The organism is Neobacillus sp. C211, from assembly GCF_051842875.1.
In the GTDB taxonomy this organism is placed as follows: domain Bacteria; phylum Bacillota; class Bacilli; order Bacillales; family Cytobacillaceae; genus Neobacillus.
The window spans coordinates 125,505-145,073 of record NZ_JBPXRO010000008.1 but is presented as its reverse complement, the minus strand read 5'-3'; the positions used below and the strand labels follow the sequence as shown (position 1 = coordinate 145,073).

General features: G+C 40.0%; 22 protein-coding genes. 11 read left to right on the top strand and 11 right to left on the bottom strand.

Features of this window, described 5'->3' with window-relative positions; genetic code table 11:
- Window positions 1-69 precede the first annotated feature (69 nt).
- On the top strand, window positions 70-621 hold the full coding sequence (locus ACSU6B_RS10045) for a thioredoxin family protein (protein WP_410884840.1): 552 nt from the start codon (window positions 70-72) through the stop codon (window positions 619-621).
- A gap of 46 nt (window positions 622-667) precedes the next feature.
- Here the strand turns inward: ACSU6B_RS10045 and plsY are convergent, their stop codons facing one another.
- A complete protein-coding gene (plsY, locus tag ACSU6B_RS10040) occupies window positions 668-1,288 on the bottom strand; it encodes a glycerol-3-phosphate 1-O-acyltransferase PlsY (RefSeq protein WP_410884838.1) in 621 nt (206 codons plus the stop codon).
- 120 nt (window positions 1,289-1,408) lie between these two features.
- Between plsY and ACSU6B_RS10035 the strand changes: the two genes are divergently transcribed.
- From ACSU6B_RS10035 to ACSU6B_RS09995, 9 genes are all read left to right on the top strand, one after another.
- Entirely contained in the window at window positions 1,409-2,191 is a 783-nt protein-coding gene (locus ACSU6B_RS10035) for a class I SAM-dependent methyltransferase (protein ID WP_410884836.1), read from the top strand.
- Window positions 2,192-2,277: 86 nt separating this feature from the next.
- The gene (locus ACSU6B_RS10030; protein ID WP_410884834.1) at window positions 2,278-2,916 is read left to right on the top strand and encodes a pentapeptide repeat-containing protein; all 639 of its coding nucleotides are present in this window, start codon (window positions 2,278-2,280) and stop codon (window positions 2,914-2,916) included.
- 220 nt (window positions 2,917-3,136) lie between these two features.
- On the top strand, window positions 3,137-3,652 hold the full coding sequence (locus ACSU6B_RS10025; protein WP_251033448.1) for a sigma-70 family RNA polymerase sigma factor: 516 nt from the start codon (window positions 3,137-3,139) through the stop codon (window positions 3,650-3,652).
- The gene (locus ACSU6B_RS10020) at window positions 3,649-4,182 is read left to right on the top strand and encodes an anti-sigma factor family protein (RefSeq protein WP_410884832.1); all 534 of its coding nucleotides are present in this window, start codon (window positions 3,649-3,651) and stop codon (window positions 4,180-4,182) included. The genes ACSU6B_RS10025 and ACSU6B_RS10020 overlap by 4 nt, the downstream gene beginning before the upstream one ends.
- A complete protein-coding gene (locus ACSU6B_RS10015) occupies window positions 4,179-5,258 on the top strand; it encodes a DUF6677 family protein (protein WP_410884830.1) in 1,080 nt (359 codons plus the stop codon). Before ACSU6B_RS10020 ends, ACSU6B_RS10015 begins: the two co-directional genes overlap by 4 nt.
- Window positions 5,259-5,342: 84 nt before the next feature.
- The gene (locus tag ACSU6B_RS10010; RefSeq protein WP_410884828.1) at window positions 5,343-6,263 is read left to right on the top strand and encodes a hypothetical protein; all 921 of its coding nucleotides are present in this window, start codon (window positions 5,343-5,345) and stop codon (window positions 6,261-6,263) included.
- Between the two features lie 217 nt (window positions 6,264-6,480).
- Window positions 6,481-7,422: a diacylglycerol kinase gene (locus ACSU6B_RS10005; protein WP_214998069.1), complete on the top strand. Its 942-nt coding sequence runs from the start codon at window positions 6,481-6,483 to the stop codon at window positions 7,420-7,422.
- Between the two features lie 108 nt (window positions 7,423-7,530).
- Window positions 7,531-8,076, top strand: coding sequence for a cysteine hydrolase family protein (locus ACSU6B_RS10000; protein ID WP_214998070.1), 546 nt, complete (start codon window positions 7,531-7,533; stop codon window positions 8,074-8,076).
- 63 nt (window positions 8,077-8,139) lie between these two features.
- Window positions 8,140-9,603, top strand: a complete 1,464-nt coding sequence (locus ACSU6B_RS09995; protein ID WP_410884826.1) for a nicotinate phosphoribosyltransferase — start codon at window positions 8,140-8,142, stop codon at window positions 9,601-9,603.
- 219 nt (window positions 9,604-9,822) lie between these two features.
- Here the strand turns inward: ACSU6B_RS09995 and ACSU6B_RS09990 are convergent, their stop codons facing one another.
- Window positions 9,823-10,140, bottom strand: coding sequence for a hypothetical protein (locus ACSU6B_RS09990; protein ID WP_410884824.1), 318 nt, complete (start codon window positions 10,138-10,140; stop codon window positions 9,823-9,825).
- Window positions 10,141-10,330: 190 nt separating this feature from the next.
- On the opposite strand from ACSU6B_RS09990, the gene rlmD reads away from it, so the two are divergent.
- The gene (gene rlmD / locus ACSU6B_RS09985) at window positions 10,331-11,707 is read left to right on the top strand and encodes a 23S rRNA (uracil(1939)-C(5))-methyltransferase RlmD (RefSeq protein ID WP_410884822.1); all 1,377 of its coding nucleotides are present in this window, start codon (window positions 10,331-10,333) and stop codon (window positions 11,705-11,707) included.
- 393 nt (window positions 11,708-12,100) lie between these two features.
- On the opposite strand, the gene ACSU6B_RS09980 is transcribed toward rlmD, so the two are convergent.
- The 9 genes from ACSU6B_RS09980 to ACSU6B_RS09940 all read right to left on the bottom strand — a co-directional run bounded on the left by ACSU6B_RS09980 (window position 12,101) and on the right by ACSU6B_RS09940 (window position 19,448).
- Window positions 12,101-12,421 carry a DMT family transporter gene (locus ACSU6B_RS09980; RefSeq protein ID WP_410884820.1) on the bottom strand — a complete coding sequence of 107 codons (321 nt, stop codon included), beginning with the start codon at window positions 12,419-12,421 and terminating at the stop codon, window positions 12,101-12,103.
- Window positions 12,422-12,461: 40 nt separating this feature from the next.
- Window positions 12,462-12,791, bottom strand: a complete 330-nt coding sequence (locus tag ACSU6B_RS09975; RefSeq protein WP_410884818.1) for a DMT family transporter — start codon at window positions 12,789-12,791, stop codon at window positions 12,462-12,464.
- Between the two features lie 32 nt (window positions 12,792-12,823).
- On the bottom strand, window positions 12,824-13,693 hold the full coding sequence (locus tag ACSU6B_RS09970) for a Cof-type HAD-IIB family hydrolase (protein WP_410884817.1): 870 nt from the start codon (window positions 13,691-13,693) through the stop codon (window positions 12,824-12,826).
- Window positions 13,694-13,825: 132 nt separating this feature from the next.
- Complete coding sequence (locus ACSU6B_RS09965; protein WP_410884815.1) at window positions 13,826-14,608, bottom strand: DeoR/GlpR family DNA-binding transcription regulator; 783 nt, start codon at window positions 14,606-14,608, stop codon at window positions 13,826-13,828.
- A gap of 64 nt (window positions 14,609-14,672) precedes the next feature.
- The gene (locus tag ACSU6B_RS09960; RefSeq protein ID WP_410884813.1) at window positions 14,673-15,692 is read right to left on the bottom strand and encodes an ABC transporter ATP-binding protein; all 1,020 of its coding nucleotides are present in this window, start codon (window positions 15,690-15,692) and stop codon (window positions 14,673-14,675) included.
- On the bottom strand, window positions 15,689-16,549 hold the full coding sequence (locus ACSU6B_RS09955; protein ID WP_410884811.1) for an ABC transporter permease: 861 nt from the start codon (window positions 16,547-16,549) through the stop codon (window positions 15,689-15,691). The genes ACSU6B_RS09960 and ACSU6B_RS09955 overlap by 4 nt, the downstream gene beginning before the upstream one ends.
- On the bottom strand, window positions 16,546-17,400 hold the full coding sequence (locus ACSU6B_RS09950) for an ABC transporter permease (protein ID WP_410884809.1): 855 nt from the start codon (window positions 17,398-17,400) through the stop codon (window positions 16,546-16,548). Before ACSU6B_RS09950 ends, ACSU6B_RS09955 begins: the two co-directional genes overlap by 4 nt.
- 109 nt (window positions 17,401-17,509) lie before the next feature.
- Window positions 17,510-18,343, bottom strand: coding sequence for an alkaline phosphatase family protein (locus ACSU6B_RS09945; RefSeq protein WP_410884807.1), 834 nt, complete (start codon window positions 18,341-18,343; stop codon window positions 17,510-17,512).
- The gene (locus tag ACSU6B_RS09940; protein WP_410884805.1) at window positions 18,333-19,448 is read right to left on the bottom strand and encodes an ABC transporter substrate-binding protein; all 1,116 of its coding nucleotides are present in this window, start codon (window positions 19,446-19,448) and stop codon (window positions 18,333-18,335) included. Before ACSU6B_RS09940 ends, ACSU6B_RS09945 begins: the two co-directional genes overlap by 11 nt.
- Window positions 19,449-19,569: the final 121 nt, after the last annotated feature.

Below are 19,569 nucleotides of genomic sequence, written 5' to 3'. Positions count from 1 at the left end.
TAAGCAGTTCGATTGTAACGTTTACTTGAAACGACTATTATAGAAGCAAATGGAAAGGGTGCTGTGTAAATGGATTTAAATCAATGGTTTCAAAAAGGATTAACTGTCGATGGGTACATAAACGCGATGACCACGAATAAAGATGAAATGCTTACAATCTATAAGCAATTTACCTTAACGGACCAAGACAGAAATAAACTTGAGGCATTAAGACCGCAAAAATTACGAGCGATTGTCCTCTCAGAGGATTGGTGTGGGGATGCGATGCTGAATAACCCAATTTTGCTGAGAATAGCTAAGGCCGCCGGGATGGAAGTCCGTTTCGTGCTCCGCGATTCAAATCTGGAGTTAATGGACCAATATTTAACCAATGGTACGTCGAGAGCCATTCCAATTTTTATTTTTATCAATGAAGAAGGCAATGAAGTAGGCGTATGGGGACCAAGAGCACCTGAAATACAGGCATTTGTAATGGAAAAGCGTGCTGCCTTGCCAGATAAAGACGCTGAGGATTTCCAAGAGAAACAAATGGCAATGTTTAAGAGCTTTAAAGAAACCTATCAAACAGATGCTGATATTTGGCAAACCGTTGCCAATAGTATCTTATCGACACTGTTATAATAACAAAGAGAATCCCCTTGGCAAGGGGATCCTTTTCTCGTCCATATTAAATACTGCTGTTCTTTGGAGGGATGCGGTCGTTCTGCAAACTTTTATCACTGATTTTTGGCTCAATTCCAAGAATGAAATTACGGATGTTCGACCGGTGCAAATAAATTAAGAAAAAGGTAAATAAAAAAGAGATAAGTTCTAACTCAAAATTAGGAGAAACAAAGGCATATACGAGCATACTTAGACCAACGGTGATGGAGCCGAAGAATACATACTTTGTTAAAAAAATAACCAAAAAGAAGGTAATATAGGCAATCACTAATAAAGGAAAATTGGCAATCAACAGTGCTCCGGCAGTTGTAGCAATCGCCTTTCCCCCTCTAAAGCCTGCAAAAATTGGAAAGCAGTGTCCAACAACAGCAGCGAATCCAAAGTAAAGGGGTTCCGCCTCAAGATTGAAGTAAATTGGCATGTAGGATGCCAAAGCGCCCTTCGCAAGATCAATAATCAGGACGAAAATAGCTGACTTTTTACCAAGAACCCTCAATGTGTTGGTTGCACCAGGATTTTTGCTGCCATGATCCCGGATGTCTACACCAAAGACCAACCTGCCTACAATTAAGGCGGTGGGAACGCTTCCAATTAAGTAGGAAGCTAGAAGCAACAGCCAGAACATAAGCATCATTCCCTCATATATTATTTAAATAAATTCTCACATTATTTATAGATTCTATCACACTTCAGTGGTATTATTTTGTTGAATTCTCACTATTAGTAAGAAAAGGGAGCGCTCAACATGAGACAAATTGATTTTGGTCAAGTTGCTAATAGCTATGCATGCGCAAGAGAAGATATTCCCGTAACCTTGATGGATAGCCTCCATCTCCGCAATATTTTTTTTGAAGGAAAAAAAGTCGCTGATATCGGCTCGGGAACTGGTGTGTTAACAAGAAAAGTGGCCTTACGAAAAGCGGATGTTATTGGCATTGAGCCATCAAAGGAAATGCTAGAACAGGCAAAGGCTTTCAATCTTACGAAGAATTTTACCATTCCGTATCAACTGGGCAGTGCAGAGGATACAGGTCTAAAAGATTCACAGTTTGATATTGTCACAGTAATAAGGGCATGGCATTGGTTTGATCGTCCTAAGGCAATCCAAGAAATGAAAAGGATATTAAAAGCAAACGGGACGTTAATTGTTATTGATTCTGGTTTTCTATCAGGCACGCCTGCCGTTGAAAAAACCTTTGCAGTGCTAGCAAAATACGTTGAAGGCGGCTTATTGCCAGCAGGTTCGAAAGCAGAGTCCCAGATGCGGATGAACGGATTTCCCGTCGAGTGGTTTGCTGAATGGCAGACAAATGGTTTCGAACTAAGAGATTTTTATAAGTTAAATTACAGGGTCAACTATACAAAGCAGGAATGGATCGAGCGAATGGAGTCGATTTCATGGCTGGCAGGAATAGATGTAACAGTTCGAAAAGCGGCATTGGAGGAGTTAGCCAGTTCAATCCCTGATCAAGAATCCTTTGTCATTCCACATGAATGTAATGTTTGTATTTTAAGAATTGGTGAGTAGACCTTCTACTATTTACGTTATAATAACTTAAAAGATAAACTCATCACATGATGAATCAACATCGCCTTATGAAAAGGATGATCAATTTGAGTCAGAAGCTAAAAATTCAACAGCCTAAAATTCCATCAAGTCTAACACCATTAGACTTTAACGATAGAGAAGATTCTTACATTAACATGGCAATTATCAGCGACTGCTCGATATCACAAGAGGAAATTGAAAAGCTAAGTTTTGAAGAGGTTGTTTTTAGAAATGTAACCTTTCTCGATGGATCGTTTCGCTATATTCAATTAACTGATGTTTTATTTGATCGGTGCGATCTATCCAATGTGGATTTTACCGATGGAATTATCCACCGTGTCGAGTTTCGCGATTCAAAACTTTTAGGGTTAAATCTTGCAGATGCTACCCTTCGTAATGTCTTGTTTGAGAGCTGTAATCTGAATATGGGCTCGTTTGGATATGCTGATTTGAAGGAAATGAGATTTGAAAATTGTTCCCTTCGCAATGCTGATTACTATGATGCCAAGTTTAAAAAAATTGAATTTAAAAATTGTGATCTTGATGATGCGAATTTTACGGGAACCACTCTTAAAGGAGTGGACCTCAGCACCTGTAAATTTAACCGCTTAAATCTCTCGCTTGATAGTGTTGCAGGGTGCACGGTTTCTGCAGACCAGGCGCTAGGATTTGCGAGGCTATTAGGATTGGAAATTAAAGAATAATCTACGATATATCTGCTAAAACCGTGCGGCCGCCTTCGCACGGTTTTTTCTTGTGAAATTTTTCTGCCATGAAAATTAGCATGGTATGATAAAAAGGATTCGAAAAAATATTTTTTAAATTAGTGTAGGGTTTTTTCAATAACCTGTCGTCTATTAAAGTGAGTAACAACAAAGAAAGGGGGAGAGAACAATTACCGATACAGCCTTAATAGAAAATGTGTTGGAAGGCAATGATCACGCCTTTCGCCTTTTGGTTGAGAAGTACCGCAATGATGTGTTCCGGACCATCTTTGCTGTTCTTCGCGACCAAAAGGAAGCAGAAGACGCAGCACAGGAAGTATTTATGAAAATCTATACTTCTCTCCCCCAATACCAAAATCAAGGTTTCAAAACGTGGATGACGCGAATAGCTGTTAATCATGCGATAGATATCAAAAGAAAACAAGTGAGACGAAGAGAGGAAGTGGCGGAGGAACTCGAGCTGCAGTTAGTAGGGACACCGAAGGATAGTGTTGAAAAAGAGATAATGGAAATTGACCGAAGAAGGCTCGTCAGGAAGAAGCTTGATGAACTGCCCGAAAATTACCGTGATGTGATTTATGGATTTTACATAGCGGAAAAAAGCTATCAGCAAATGGCAGAAGAACAAAATGTACAGGTGAAAACGATTGAAACAAAGCTGTACCGGGCTCGCCATTGGATGAAAAAGAATTGGAAGGAGGACGATTTTTCATGAAGCATTACACTTATGATGAGTGGTTGCAATACGTTAATGACGAAATCAATGAGAATTCAAGGCAGGAATTAGAAGACCATTTATACTCGTGCGACCAATGTCTCAACCATTACTTAATGGCAATGGAAGCAAATGAATCATCGCTTCCAATTCTATCCGACATGAGCGAGTTTACCGATTTGGTCATGGCAGAGGTATCGAAACAAAAAATCGTGGTGCCTGACACCGTTAGAAACCTTAACCCTATGTTAATGGTTCCTTCGGTGCCTGACACCAAAAATGACACCAAAACCAAAATGGAGAAAAAACCTTTTTATCAGCAAGCGGCATTCCATTATCTTCTAGCTGCAGCGGCGACGATTCTGTTGACCTTCACGGGTGCTTTTCAGTCGCTCGCTACGTATGCAAATACGTTAGAAAGCCCGCAACCACAGGTTCAGAAAAAGAAGCATTCGGTCACAGAGGGTGTTATTAATAAAACTTTTGCATGGATGGATTCACTAGAAAAAAAGGAGGCAGTTAAGAAATGAAAAATCCGACAAAAGCATTGACCTTATCCTTATTTCCAGGACTTGGTCATATATATTTCGGCAACATGTTTCGCGGAGTACTATATCTACTGACCGTAATGGGGTTGGCGTTCGTCACTGTTATTGGGTTAGTAACGAATAATGAGGAAGTTGGCATTGTTACTTTTATGTTAGGACTATTCATTTACCTAATCAGTTTTATCGATATGGGTGTGCAGGTTTCTAAACATAAAAAAGCGCAGAAGACAGCGAACCCAGATGAACCGCAGCAACAGGCTTCCCAAGATTCAGAACGCTTCTATACTATCGTTTTGTCATTTATTCCGGGCCTTGGGCACTTCCAAATTGGATTGATGAACAGGGGTTTAACACTTTTGGCAACGTTTTTGGGGCTTGGGGTCATGGTTACATTTGTAACTGCACTTTCCAACCGCGGCGAATTTATGGTCTTTATGGCAGCCCTGCCGATTATCTGGGTCTACGGATTCTTTGATGCGGTTCAACAGGTAAATAAAAAGCAGCGCGGTGAGGAGCTTGTCGACAGAACGATTTTTGAAGACTTTGAAATGCGCCGCGAGGACGGGAAAAAGAGTAAGTCGATTGCTACCTTTCTTTCGATCTTCCCAGGGGCAGGCCACCTCTACTTAGGCTTACAGCGCCGGGGCATCCAGTTAATGGCAGCGTTTCTTTTTTCTATCTATATTTTAGATATCTTACGGCTTGGAATCTTCTTGTTCTTAATCCCAATCATTTGGTTTTACAGCTTTTTCGATGCCATGCAAAAGGTTTCAAAGTACGGGGAAGAAACGGTGGAGGATGTTCCGATTATTGCTTATTTCCTTAATCATCAGAAATGGGTCGGCATTGGACTTGTTTTGATGGGACTCTACTATCTAATGATGAACGTCCTGCTTCCAGCTTTTTCACCGATGTTAAGCAGGCTAATTGATATCGATGTGATGTATTGGGTTCAAGGTTATTTTCAAACGGGACTTGTTTGTCTGCTGTTGATTGGCGGGGGAATTAAACTTCTATCTGGAAGTAAACAAAAGCAAGGGGCTGAGAAGCATGAGTAAGTGGGGAAAAACAATTGCAGGGGCAGCTATAATCGGATTCGGGATTGGGTTCCTTTTTAGAAAAAGAAAGGGAGGAGAAGAAGCATGAGAACTTGGCGTGTTGGGACGTTTTCGATGGGGGCCTCACTCGTTTTCCTTGGCCTCTTCCTCTTTTTTTCAAAGTTTTTGGGGTTAGACCTTGTACAAGTTATGACGGCTTGGTGGCCGCTTTTATTGGTTGTTCTTGGAATTGAAATTCTCCTTTATTTGTTTTTGTCACGACAGGAAAAGCCGGTCTTAAAATATGATTTTCTTAGTATTTTCTTTGTAGGATTAATGGGAACTGCGGGAATTGTGTTTGCAATTTTAAGCACAACGGGGATTATGGGGAAGGTGGAAGAAGTGATGGCGAGGGAAGAGCGCTCGTTTGAACTGCCTGCTTTTTCCTACCAAATGGATGACAGCATCAAACGGGTGGTGGTCAGGACGGTGGGCCATCAGATGACGGTGGAGTCAACGGAGGAAAAGGAGGTATCATTGTTCGGTACATACCGGGTACAAACAGCCAAAAAAGAGAAGTTACTCCAAAGTGCGGATGATGTGATTTCAGCAAACCAAAAGGGTGATACGCTCTATTTAAACATGAAGTCACTGCCAAACGAAATGAGTCCGTTTAATGCAGCTGGGGAAGTAGCGGCGACACTTTTGGTTCCGAATCATGTGAAGCTTGAGGTGATTGGCAATGATAATGCGTTAACCTTAAAGCCGCGCTCGCTTGTGAACGACTGGAGTATTGAAAGTGTCGGATCGGTCGTTGTCGATGTGGCCGCAGCTAGAAATTTGAAGGTTGCTGCAGTAGGTGCCCAAGAGGTAAGAGGGAAAGATGGCGACTGGAAGGTGTCAACGGAAAAGGATTTAAATGGCATCGACAATGGCAGGAAAAATGCAGTTTTTCAATCTGGTGAAGGAAAATACCATATCAATATTGCCAATGCCTATGATGTTAGTCTTACTACGAATAAATAAATATATAGACAAGTGATTAGGCATACATGGCTAAATCCACTTGTCTAGTTTTTTGCAAAAAAATAAAAAAACGTTATGATAGGAGTTGGATGTTTGAAGAAAAAATAGTTTATCGGCTTGGTAATAAGTTTGTAAGCTAGGATAATAATTGGTAGAATATTGAATTGAGCAGATAACAATGCCGATTGTTGATTTCAAAAATAGGATGATGAAAACGATGAAAAGAGCAAGACTGATTTACAATCCTACCTCAGGACGTGAAATTCTAAAGCGGAATCTTCCAGAAATTCTTCAAAAGCTTGAGATTGCTGGGTATGAAGCTTCATGCCACGCAACCACTGGTGCAGGCGATGCGACCGAAGCAGCACGCTTAGCTGTAGAGCGTCAGTATGATATCGTCATTGCAGCGGGTGGAGATGGTACGATTCATGAAGTGGTCAATGGACTTGCGGAACAAGATTACCGTCCTAAATTAGGGATTATTCCAGCAGGAACCACGAATGACTTTGCCCGAGCCCTCCATATCCCCAGAGATATTGGACCAGCTGTAGATATTATCACTAAAGGTGAATTGATTCCCGTCGATATTGGACGTATCAATGATCGATATTTTATTAATATTGCGGGCGGCGGTAGACTAACCGAGCTTACATATGAAGTACCAAGCAAATTGAAAACGATGCTCGGCCAACTAGCCTACTACTTAAAAGGGATGGAAATGCTGCCTTCTATTAAACCTTCAGAAGTTTCGATTGAGTATGATGGGAAACTATTTGAGGGTGAAGCGATGCTCTTTCTTGTCGGGCTTACAAATTCGATTGGCGGCTTTGAAAAGCTGGCACCGGATTCTTCTATTAACGATGGACTCTTTTCATTATTAATATTGAAAAAGACGAATCTTGCTGAATTTATCCGGATTGCTACGTTGGCTCTTCGCGGTGAGCATGTAAATGATCCAAATGTCATCTACACTCAGGCCAACCGGATTAAAGTCCAGGCAGTAGATAAAGTCCAGTTGAATTTGGATGGGGAGTTTGGCGGCTTGCTTCCAGCCGAGTTTGAAAACTTGTACCGTCATTTAGAGGTGTTTGTTCCTCTTGACGATATTCGCCCGAATGATCGCCCCACTGACTGGGAATCGGGGAAAAGATATAGCTAAGAGAAAAGTTCGTTCCAATCGGAGCGGGCTTTTTTTACAGGTGAAAAAGGGAATTGTGTAATAGTCCTAGAATAATGTCTGTAATGAAATGAGAAGGGGCGTTGTGAATTGAAGGCGTTAATAAATATCGATTATACTTATGATTTTGTGGCGGTTGATGGGGCGTTAACATGCGGTGAGCCTGGACAAAAAATCGAAGGAAGGATGGTTGAACTGACAAATGAGTTTGTTACGAAGGGTGATTATGTTGTATTTGCCATTGATGTCCATGATCAGGGTGACGAATACCATCCAGAAACGAAATTGTTTCCGCCGCATAACCTTCGCGGGACGTCAGGAAGAGACTTGTTTGGCGCGCTGAAGGAAGTGTTTGAAATGAATGAACAACGTGAGAATGTTACCTTTATGGATAAAACAAGATACTCTGCTTTCGCGGGAACAGACCTTGAAATAAAATTACGAGAGCGCGGAATTACTGAAGTTCATTTGGTTGGCGTCTGCACCGATATTTGTGTTCTTCATACAGCAGTAGATGCTTACAATAAAGGATTTAAGATTGTGGTATATAAGGATGCCGTGGCTTCTTTTAATCAGGCGGGTCATGAATGGGCCCTCGGACATTTTGAACAATCCCTTGGAGCAATAGTTAAATAGACTTTTAAGGGTAATATTGGTTATAATGAGGTAAAGCTGAAATAGTATTTCGGAGGTCTGATTATGAAACACTTTTATCACGATGATAGTTTAACTCTGCATACCGATCTATATCAGATCAATATGGTAGAAACGTATTGGAGAGATGGGATACATAATAAAAGCGCGGTCTTCGAACTATTTTTCCGCAAGCTTCCGTTCGGGAACGGCTATGCAGTATTCGCTGGATTGGAGAAGGTAATCCAGTTTATTCAAGGCTTCCGCTTTAGTGAGGAAGACCTCGAGTATTTGCAAAATGAAGTAGGTTACAAGGAAGATTTTATCCAATATCTTAGAGAAATTCGTTTCACCGGAACAATCTGTGCGATGAAAGAAGGAGAGCTTGTTTTTGGCAATGAACCGATCTTACGTGTGGAGGCTCCGCTTTGTGAAGCCCAATTGATTGAAACGGCGCTGCTTAACATTGTGAACTATCAAACATTAATTGCGACGAAGGCATCTCGTATCAAGCAAGTCGTGGGTGATGAAGTGGCGATGGAATTTGGGACAAGACGGGCCCAGGAAATGGATGCTGCGATTTGGGGAACAAGAGCAGCCTATCTTGCCGGTTTTGAATCAACAAGCAATGTAAGAGCGGGAAAGCTGTTTGGCATTCCTGTATCTGGAACACATGCCCATTCGATGGTCCAAGCATATAAAGACGAATATACGGCTTTCATTAAATATGCAGAATCACACAAGGATTGTGTCTTTTTGGTTGATACATATGATACACTCCGCCTCGGTGTTCCTAATGCGATCAAAGTAGCGAAAGAGTTAGGCGATAAGATTAATTTTATCGGAATTCGTCTTGATAGCGGCGACCTTGCTTACCTTTCAAAGGAAGCGCGCAAAATGCTCGATGAGGCAGGATTCACCAATGCAAAGATAGTTGCCTCAAGTGATTTAGATGAATATACAATAATGAGCTTGAAATCACAAGGCGCCAAAATCGACAGCTGGGGAGTTGGTACAAAGCTGATTACAGCTTACGACCAAGCTGCACTGGGTGCAGTTTATAAAATTGTGTCTATTGAGGATGAAACCGGAAAAATGGAAGATACGATCAAGATCTCATCCAATCCGGAAAAGGTTACAACCCCAGGATTGAAGAGGGTTTATCGAATCATCAATAATACAAACCACCATGCTGAAGGTGATTATATTGCGTTAGCGGACGAAAAGCTGCCTGAAAAACGGCTGCGGATGTTCCATCCAACCCACACGTATTTGAATAAGGTGGTTACCAACTTTACAGCAAAAGAATTACATGAAGAAATCTTTTCTAAAGGTGAGCTTGTTTATGAAATGCCTTGCTTGGAAGAATCCCGTGATTATTTGAAGCAAAACCTTGATGCACTTTGGGGCGAGTATCAGCGGATTACGAATCCAGAAGGTTATCCAGTTGATTTGAGTCAGAAATGCTGGGATAACAAGATGAGGAATATTGAAGAGGTTAAGGACAAGGTAGAGGCAATGAAAAGGTAACAATCATGCGTTCTTTTGATAAGAAAGGGCAGACTTAAGGGGGTTTATTTCCCTTTTGAGTCTGCCCTTCGTTTATTTTTGTTTAAAGAAATCGACAAAGGCATGGAAAATTTCGATACCCTGGTAGGTAAGCATACTTGCGGCTGATACTGAAAAGAAGCCAATGATTACAAAGCGGATCCACATATTAATTTCCTCCCTTATTATGGTGTTAGCTTATTATTCGGGAGGGTGGATCACATAGTTTGATTGATGAAAGATGGGAATAAGAAAAATAAAGCTTTTGTGAAAACTTATGAACAAATAAATGAGTGGAGTTAGTGCTGCTGAAAGGATGGTCGTAAGGATAAAGTGAGTTTGTATCACAACGGGCAGCTTTTTTTCATCACCCCATTGATCTTTCACTTTGCCATCATCTACGTTGATGATTGCTTTGATATCAGGATGAGAGTGTGAAAGTGTATATGAAAAGTGGCTAAAGGTGAAAGTAAGGAAGGCAAGGAGTAACGGAATGGAAAGGTTTTTTAGCATCTTCATCAATATCCTCTCCTTCCTTATAATGAGATTGTTTTAATCATATACACTTTTATTATATTTGGAAACAAAAATATTCTGACAATTTTCGTGGTCTTATTGAAAAAAAGGCTTTTGTCCATTAACAGGTTTCGCAATCAGTCATGCTTTGTGTTACAATCTTAGCAGTCAAAACGAGCAAAGGAAGAAACGTATGAGCAGAATAGTACCAGTTAATAAAAATGATTACATAGATGTAGTTTTTGAAGATTTAACCCATGACGGAGCGGGTGTGGCCAAGGTTGATGGGTACCCGTTATTTGTCCCGAACGGACTGCCGGGCGAAAAGGCAAAAGTGAAGGTGATTAAGACAGGCAAAGGGTACGGCTTTGGGCGATTGGTCGAGCTTTATGAAAAAAGTCCGTTCCGAGTCGATATTGAGAGCGGTGATATCCAAAAATATGGTGGCTGCCAGCTCGAGCACATCAGCTATGAAGGTCAGCTGAAATATAAAGAAAACCAGGTCCGTCAGGTGCTCACACGAATCGGTAAACTGGAGGATGTTGTTGTTCATCCCATTCTAGGGATGGACCATCCCTTGCATTACCGCAACAAAGCACAGGTACCTGTTGGGGAGAAGGATGGCAAATTGATTGCTGGCTTCTTTAAACCAAGGAGCCATGAAATTGTTGATACGAATGAGAGTGTCATTCAATTGCCTGAAATTAATGAAGCGGTCCAGACGGTAAAGGAAATATGCAGCGAGCTAGGGATTCGTGCGTATCACGAGGAATCTCATAAAGGTGTACTCAGACACATTATGGCCCGTTATGGTCAGCGGACGGGAGAGCTCATGGTAGTAATTATCACGAGGACGGCGGATCTTCCTCAGCAAAATATGCTGGTTGAGCAAATTGTTGCGAGGCTGCCAAAGGTAAAGTCAATCGTCCATAATGTCAATTCGAAGCGCACAAACGTCATCATGGGGGAAAAAACGAGCGTTTTGTGGGGGAATGAAGTCATCTATGACTATATTGGGGATGTGAAATTTGCCATTTCTGCACTGTCCTTTTACCAGGTAAACCCCGTTCAAACAAAGGTGTTATATGAGAAGGCGCTTGAATATGCGGACCTTAGCGGTGAAGAAAGCGTCATTGATGCTTACTGTGGAATCGGAACGATTTCTCTATTTTTAGCACAAAAAGCAAGAAAGGTATTCGGCGTAGAAGTTGTTCCAGAGGCAATAGAGGATGCTAAGCGGAATGCAGCGTTAAATGAGATGACGAATACAGAGTTTGCTGCAGGGGAAGCGGAGGTTGTTATACCGAAGTGGTATAAGGAAGGTAATGTCGCTGATGTCTTGGTTGTTGACCCGCCGCGCAAAGGCTGTGACGAGGCCTTGCTGCAGACCATTATTGAGATGAAACCGAAAAAGGTCGTTTATGTATCCTGTAATCCTGCTACCCTAGCGAGGGATTTACGGATATTGGAAGACGGAGGATACAAAACGGTCGAAGTGCAGCCGGTTGATATGTTTCCGATGACGACGCATGTGGAGTGCTGTTCACTACTGGTATTGAAAGACAAATAAATGAATGTGGCCGTGTGTGTAAAAAAGTCTCTCTGATTTTCAGGGAGGCTTCTATTTTTTCTTTAATGGTTATTTGTCTTTATTCAGTCAGAAAGATTTTTATGTGCTCGTGTGATAAAATAAAAATAGGAACATGCGTTCTCTTAATGGAAATATGACAGTGGGGATGGTGTTACTAATGGGTGAGTTAAATATTAAGCGAAAGAAACGCCATGTTGATTTAAGGTGAGTTCGTAAAATTTGCATGAGGCCGTAGCGTCTTTCCAATTGGAAGGGCGTTTTTGTTAATCCGGGACTGCCCTTCTAGGCCATAATGAAGCTGGGTCCCGGCTCTCCTCCATAAGGATCGTACCTTTTTTCTGTATCTACGTATTGACACTTAAAACCTTGATCTTAATGTCCAGAAGTTATTTTAATACCTGCAGCCCCTGTAATAATACACATAATCAATAGGATTGTTCTTAAACTTCTAGGTTCATTAAAGAAGATCATTCCTGCTAAAACACTTCCAACAGAGCCGATACCGGTCCATATTGCATAGGCAGTCCCCACTGGAAGAGAAGTTAATGACAAAGAAAGAAAATAAAAGCTTAAACTCCCAAAAAAAAGACACGCTACAGAGGGGAGTAATTTTTTAAACCCGTCTGCACGTTTCAGGCTTATAACACTACCAATCTCGGCAAATCCGGCAATAAGAAGAAAAAACCAAGCCATTGAATCATCCCCTAACCTTGTATAAATCAATTCATTTTCTTTAATGTTTAGGTTGTGCTGGACTAATTTTTATTCCAATTATTCCTAATATCATTAAAGCCACAAAAAATACTTTCAGTGGATTAATGGTCTCTCCCCAAAAAAGCATCCCAGTTACTACTGTTCCCACCGTTCCTAATCCAGTAAAAAGGGCATAACCAGTTCCTAAGGGAATTGAATGTAAAGCTTTTGAAAGTAAAAAGAAACTAAAGAGTATAATAACTACAGTTACTATACTAGGTATAATTTTGGTGAATCCGTGTGAATATTTAAGACCGATCACCCAGACAATTTCCAAAAGTCCTGCCATTATGATATAGATCCATGCCATTTTATCGCTCTCTCCTTCGACATTGACACTTATTATTGAACCACGAAGTTCTCCATATATCGATAAATCGCATAAGCTACCCCATTCTCATCATTTTTAAGGGTTGTCGTTGTACAAACAGCTTTTATGACATCTTTCGCATTTCCCATCGCTACACTGTATCCAACTTTCTGGAACATGGATAAATCATTGTTGCTGTCCCCGATTGCCATAGCCTGATCTAAGAAGCCATTCATCGAGAAAACCAATTTTTCAAGGGCCATCCCTTTTGAAGCTCTTTTACTAGTAATTTCAATGTTATGATCAGCAGATGAAACAACCATCAACTCATCAAACTTTTTGAATTGGTTCCATGCTTCCTCTAATTTATTTTTATCAAAAGAACATGCTAAAATGTTATAGAATTCTTCCTCCTGTTTTAAGATATCATGATAGTTTTCAACTAAAACATATCCAAACTGGTCAAATTGCCTTTCCGCTACTTCAACTAATTCTTTCATATCTGAATTCAAATCTGCGCTTTTCAATCTTTGAATCTCATTATGGAAATGTTCTCTTCCCTTTTCAAGAGTATAAATGGCTTTATCAGTAAACACTTCGTAATAATAATTCCGTTCATCTAACCATTGGAGAATAGATTCGACACGATCTTTAGTAATCGTAATAGAAGAAATGCACTTTCCGCTTTTTGAATGAATGGTTGCACCATTTGTCCCGATTACAAATGGGGAAATCCCGGCTTTTTCACAAATTGTTTGAACGTCAAAATAAGCCCGTCCTGTTGAAATAACTACTTCAAAGCCTCTATCTTGGGCATATTGAATCGCCTTTATATTTTCTTCACTAATTTCATTCTGGTCGTTTAATAATGTTCCGTCTAAATCTATCGCAATGAAACTCATGCTATATAGCTCCTTTTCTCATTCTATCTATTAAATTTTCTTTCTAGCTTTTTTACCTGTTATTAATAAAAATCTAATCAAAAAAGAGAGAGAACTCCCTCTTTCGTCTCGATATGTCCTTTTATGGATTGACTATGCTTGAATCCAATTGATTTCCTCTAATTTTGAATGATTTCTCCATTCCTCTGGAAATGGTTGCTCGCAGACAATCACATCGACTTTTTCTAGAGGACAAACTTTACAAAATGTATCGACACCAATTTTAGAGTAATCCGTTAGCAATACAACTTGCTTTGATACCTCGACCATCTTGCGTGAAACTAATGTTTCATGTAAATGATAATTACTAACCCCACTTTGAATAGAAACACCACCAGCTGAAATGAACGCTTTATCAATATTAAATTGATTTAACATTTGTTCAGTGAGACCGCCGCATATAGATTGCTGCATTGGATCAATTTGACCACCTAGTAATAGAATTTGTCCTGTAAACTTATTTTGATTGAGCGATTCGGTCAACACAGACGACACAGGAAGAGAATTGGTTAAAATAGTAATGTCTTTTATATTTTCAATACACTGCGCAAATTCAAGCATGGTTGTCCCTACATCAATGACAATCACATCTCCGTTAGAAATGAGTTCTACTGCTTTTTTCCCAACCTTAACTTTCTCTTCTTGATTCACCGTTGTACGCTGTGTGAATGGAGGTTCCTCAAATTCAAAGACTTTTTTAATCGCTCCACCGTAAACCCTCTTTAAAAGTCCTTTTTCCTCTAATATCATCAAATCGCGTCGAATCGTTTCCTCTGAAACATAAAATTGATCAACTAATTCCATAACTTTTACTTTTCCCATTTTGTTCAGTTCTTTTAAAATTTCATTCTTTCTTTCTTCTGGCAAAACAGACATAATTTCTTCCTCCTATTAAGAAAAGCTTAATCTTCCGCCTAGGGGCGACATGTACAAGCGCATTCTAATTGGCTAACATAATGCATTCTTTCTTGGGTACAAGAATGTGGACCTGTGCTCCTTGTTCAAACATTTTCCCTTGGTGATGAAGATCATCTACAATGAAAGCGGACGCTGCTGTTTCTACTTCATATCTTAAAACATTTCCTGTCATGGTAACATCTTTAATAAACCCTTTAATACCCCAGTTCGCTTGTAAATCCAAATGATCTTTACCAGCAGAAACTAATTGTAAAACTTCAGGACGAATGGCTACCTCATTCCCGACTAACTCTGTACTTTGAACAAGTTTACGGAAAACGTCAATATTTAAAACATTGTAATTTCCGATAAATTTCGCCACAAATGTATTGGCTGGCAAGGTATAAATTTCTGTTGGAGAACCGGATTGGACAATTTTTCCTTTATTCATAACAAAAATCCGATCCGACATTGTCATGGCTTCTTCCTGATCATGGGTCACAAAAATTGTGGTAATATCTAATTCTTTCTGGATTCTCTTCAATTCCTTTTGTAAGTTTTTTCTGATTTTTGCATCTAATGCACTTAACGGCTCATCCAATAGCAGGACCTTTGGTTCCATAACAAGTGCGCGTGCAAGTGCCACCCTTTGTTGTTGACCGCCAGATAATTGATGAGGATAGGACTGTTCTTTTCCAATCAAATCCACCATTTCAATCATCTTGGTTACTCTTGGTTTAATATTCTTTGCCTTCTTCATTTTAAGACCGTAAGAGATATTTTCAAAAACGTTCATATTCGGGAATAATGCATACGATTGAAACACCATTCCTACTTCACGGTTACGCGGTGATAAATGAGTAATATCTTTTCCATCAATGAAGATGCTTCCTGTATCCGCATCTTCAAGTCCGGCAATGGATCGTAATAAGGTGCTTTTTCCGCACCCGCTTGGTCCCAGAAGAGTCGCAAATTCTCCCTTTTTTAATGTCAATGAAATATTTTCTAGCACGACTTGATGATTATAACCCTTCGTCACGTGATCAATCGTTACAAAGCTCATGAATTTTCACCTTCTAAAGCTGTATTTTTTTGACGGTATGAATGAGAACGTTTCTTATTAGAAAAGACAGGAGCTTTCTCTTTTCTAAACGTAAGTTTTAATACAGTCCCCGTTAAAAGTAAAATGATAGAGTAATACGTAATCACAATGGCACTTGTTAAGTGACCACTGCTGTTGAGTTTATCGGCAAGATAAATTTGAATCGTTTCAAATCGGCCCCCGACAAGCAAATTGGCAAACGCAAACTCACTAAATAAAAGCGCAACGGATAATAAGGTAGACACTAAAATACCAGAGATAATATTGGGAAACACAACTGTACGAAACGCTTGGAATTTTGTGGCCCCAAGTAATTCGGCCGCATCGACAAGCTGGACCGCATTCACCGTACGAAGGCTGTTGCGAATACCTTGGTACATAAATGGCAGAATGGTTATGAAATAAGCACCAATTAAAATCCATGGTGTTCCGGCTATTTGAATCGGTCCATCTGAATATACTTTGATTAATCCTACAGCTCCAACAATAGGTGGTATGCCATAAGGAAGCATAGCGGCTGCTTGAAGCCATTTTTCCCATTTACCGAAATAGACAGTGATGATAAAAATCGTTGGGAGCATAATTACCACACTTAGACCAACCGTCACGACAATTAAAAACAGGGTATGTTGTAAAGCCTGATAAAACCGTTCATCTTGAAATAATTCGATATACCATTTCACCGTATAACTCTCTGGTAGAATCGTATGATCCCATTTTCCAGCCATCGAGAATAAAAACGTTCCTACTAGCGGGATTAATAAATAGATAACAAGCAATCCCACGATCACTTTATGAAACACTAATGAAGACTTCATCGTAAATCCCTCCTAATGCGACGCATCATTCGTTCATTGAACCACATCGCCCCGATCATGGTCACTGCTAGAAGAACACCCATCGCACTGCCCAACTGAGGCTTTAAGGAAACGTCACTCGATACTAAAGAGGCAATTTGCAAGGAAAATAAATTATAGTTGCTTCCGACAAGTGCATAGGCTGTCGCATAAGCTCCCATCGCATTCGCAAACAAAATACTAAATGTACCGGCAATACTAGGTAAAAGAACCGGGATCCCGATGTGGCGCCAAAAGGATAAGTTCGTTCCACCTAATAAGGAAGAAGCTTCTTTCCATTGTTTTTTAATTCCCTGATAGGATGGGTAAATAAGCATAACAGCAAGCGGAATCTGGAAATAAATATAAACCAGAATGAGACCTGTCCAAGAATATAAATTAAAGTCTGCAAATATATCCAAACCAATCTTAGAAAAAAGCAGCGTAAACAATCCGTTGTTTCCAAGTAAAATAATATAGGAAAAAGAAAGCGGAATTCCTTCAAAGTTTGAGGTCATATTGGCAATCATCAGTAAGCGATTTTGTATTTTTTGTGAGAACTTTGTAAACGAATAGGCTGCAATGACTGCTATAATCACAGAAGTTACAGCAGAAAATAAGGAAATGACAAGGCTATTTTGAATGGCTTGTAAGTAAAATTTACTTTTAAATATGGTTGTATATTGATTAATCGTAACTTGAATTCCATCGTCTGCATAAAAACTATTTTTAATCATTGCCACTAATGGCCCCAGTTCAAATCCAATCACAAATATAATAAATGGCAGTAAAAGAGCTAATAAGTAAATTTTTTGTTTTTTTATTTTTCGCATGACTTCTCGCTCCTCTATGTTCTCTAACAATTTGGGAATTGGTCTAACAATACGTTCGTTAAACCAATTCCAGTCAACCTTCATTCTAATGTAGAAGAGGGTATCTTTTTTAAATGGAAATTTTTCCCTTCAGACCCGGCAATTGATATGAAATCATTTTATTGGACGGCTCAATATTTAAAAGTTCACAAACTAGTGGTGCAAAAGCTAATTGCGGAACCACATCACTGTAGACGCCAGGCTCAACTTTTGGACTAATGATAAAGAGCGGTACATTACGCTCACCATCAGTTGTGCCGCCATGGTTGCCATATTCACTCATTCCATGATCAGATGTAATTAAAATGTGGTAACCTTCTTTGATCCAAATTGGCAAAAGTTGTGCCAACAAGCTTCCAATTTTTAAGATTTGTTCACGATATTCTTTCGATTCTGAACCGAAAATTTCTCCTTTTACATCTACACCGAGCGGATGGATATATAAAAAGTGTGGGTCATACTTTCTGCGCAAGGCTTCTGCGTCCATTAACACATGACTGTCTGGATAGTCGTCGTCCCAATAGAATTTTCCATATTGAATCGGCTTAGACTCATCCTCTTGCTCACGATCTTCAATAAAATGGAATGGCGCCCGATTATAAAGTTCGCTTACCCAGTAATACGATACCGTTCCGTTCCTTAAACCGTTCTCTTTCGTCAGATGAAAGAGACTTTTCTCGGTAGATAGTTGAACAGCTTGATTGGATGTAATGCCGTTGACAGATGCCGGTGTACCAGTAAGCAACACTTCATATAGTGGACGGGAAAGACTTGGCAGCTCCGATTTAACCTTGTAAAGTGCTGCCTGATTGGTTTCCACAAGATGTTGAATATATCCGAGAGCTTCACAGGCTTTATCGTATCTCATCCCATCGACAACAATAGCGATTACTTTATTTGACATGGACTACCACCTCTTCTTGCCAAAGCTGTGGCAACGTTTTAGCTGTTTCTTCCCAGGCTTTGTAATCTTTAATTGGTTTTGCATTCTTGTACTCTTCTTTTGGAATCATTTTATCCGCTACTTCTTTCGGAAGTTCCACATTATCGCGAATAGGACGGGCAAACCCTTTAGCTAAGTTAATTTGTCCCTCGTCGCTTAAGATATATTCTCTAGTGGCCATTGCGGCATACGGATGCTTCGCATATTTGTTAATAATCGTGGTATAGCCGCTTACGACCGAACCTTCCTTTGGAATGGTGGCATCGAACTGTTTACGATTGATTTGTTCAGCATAACCAAGGGCATTGAAATCCCAAACAATGGCCACTTCCACTTCCCCTTTTTCGATGTTTGCCGTCTTGGCATCCGTTAAGCCAAGACGTCCTTGCTTGGCAAGCTTAGCAAAAAAGTCAATTCCTGGTTGAAGATGTTTTTCGTCACCGCCGTAAGCCATTGCAGCAGCGAGAACGGCCATTTGGTTCTGTGTACCACGCTGAACATCCCCAATGGTTACTTTATAATTTCCTTTTAATAAATCAGCCCAAGATTTTGGCGGATTCTTCACTAATTCTTTATTCGTTAAGAAGGCAATCGTTCCTTGGTAGCCGACAACCCAATCCCCGTTGTCATCTTTTGCCCACTCAGGTACATCGTTCCAATATGACGTTTTATAAGGGAGGGTTAATTTTTTCTGTTCGGCGATAGGTCCGAAGGAAATCCCTACATCACCGATATCCGCAGTGGCATTCTCTTTTTCAGCTTCCATTTTAGAAATTTCTTCGGCGCTGGATAAATCTGTATCCGTGTGTTTCAATGTATATTTTTTCGTCACTTCATCCCATGTTTCTCCCCAGTTTGCCCATGAATCAGGCATACCGGCACTATTCACTTCGCCCTCTTTTTTGGCTTTTGTTTCAATTTCTTTCAAGGATAATGAGTTGGGATCCTTAACAACTGTAGCAGTTGGCTCTTTTGTCGTTCCACAAGCAGCTAATCCTAGTACACTCACTCCTAACATCACAGCTTGAATCGACTTGTAACAATTCTTCTTGAATGTGTAATTCATAAAAAGTGCCTCCATTTAGTGTGGAATTTTTGATGTTTATTAATGTTTGTTACGGATTTATCATAATCAAACAATGTTAATTCCACATAAATCCAACGTAAAGATTTTGTAAATCAGCTCT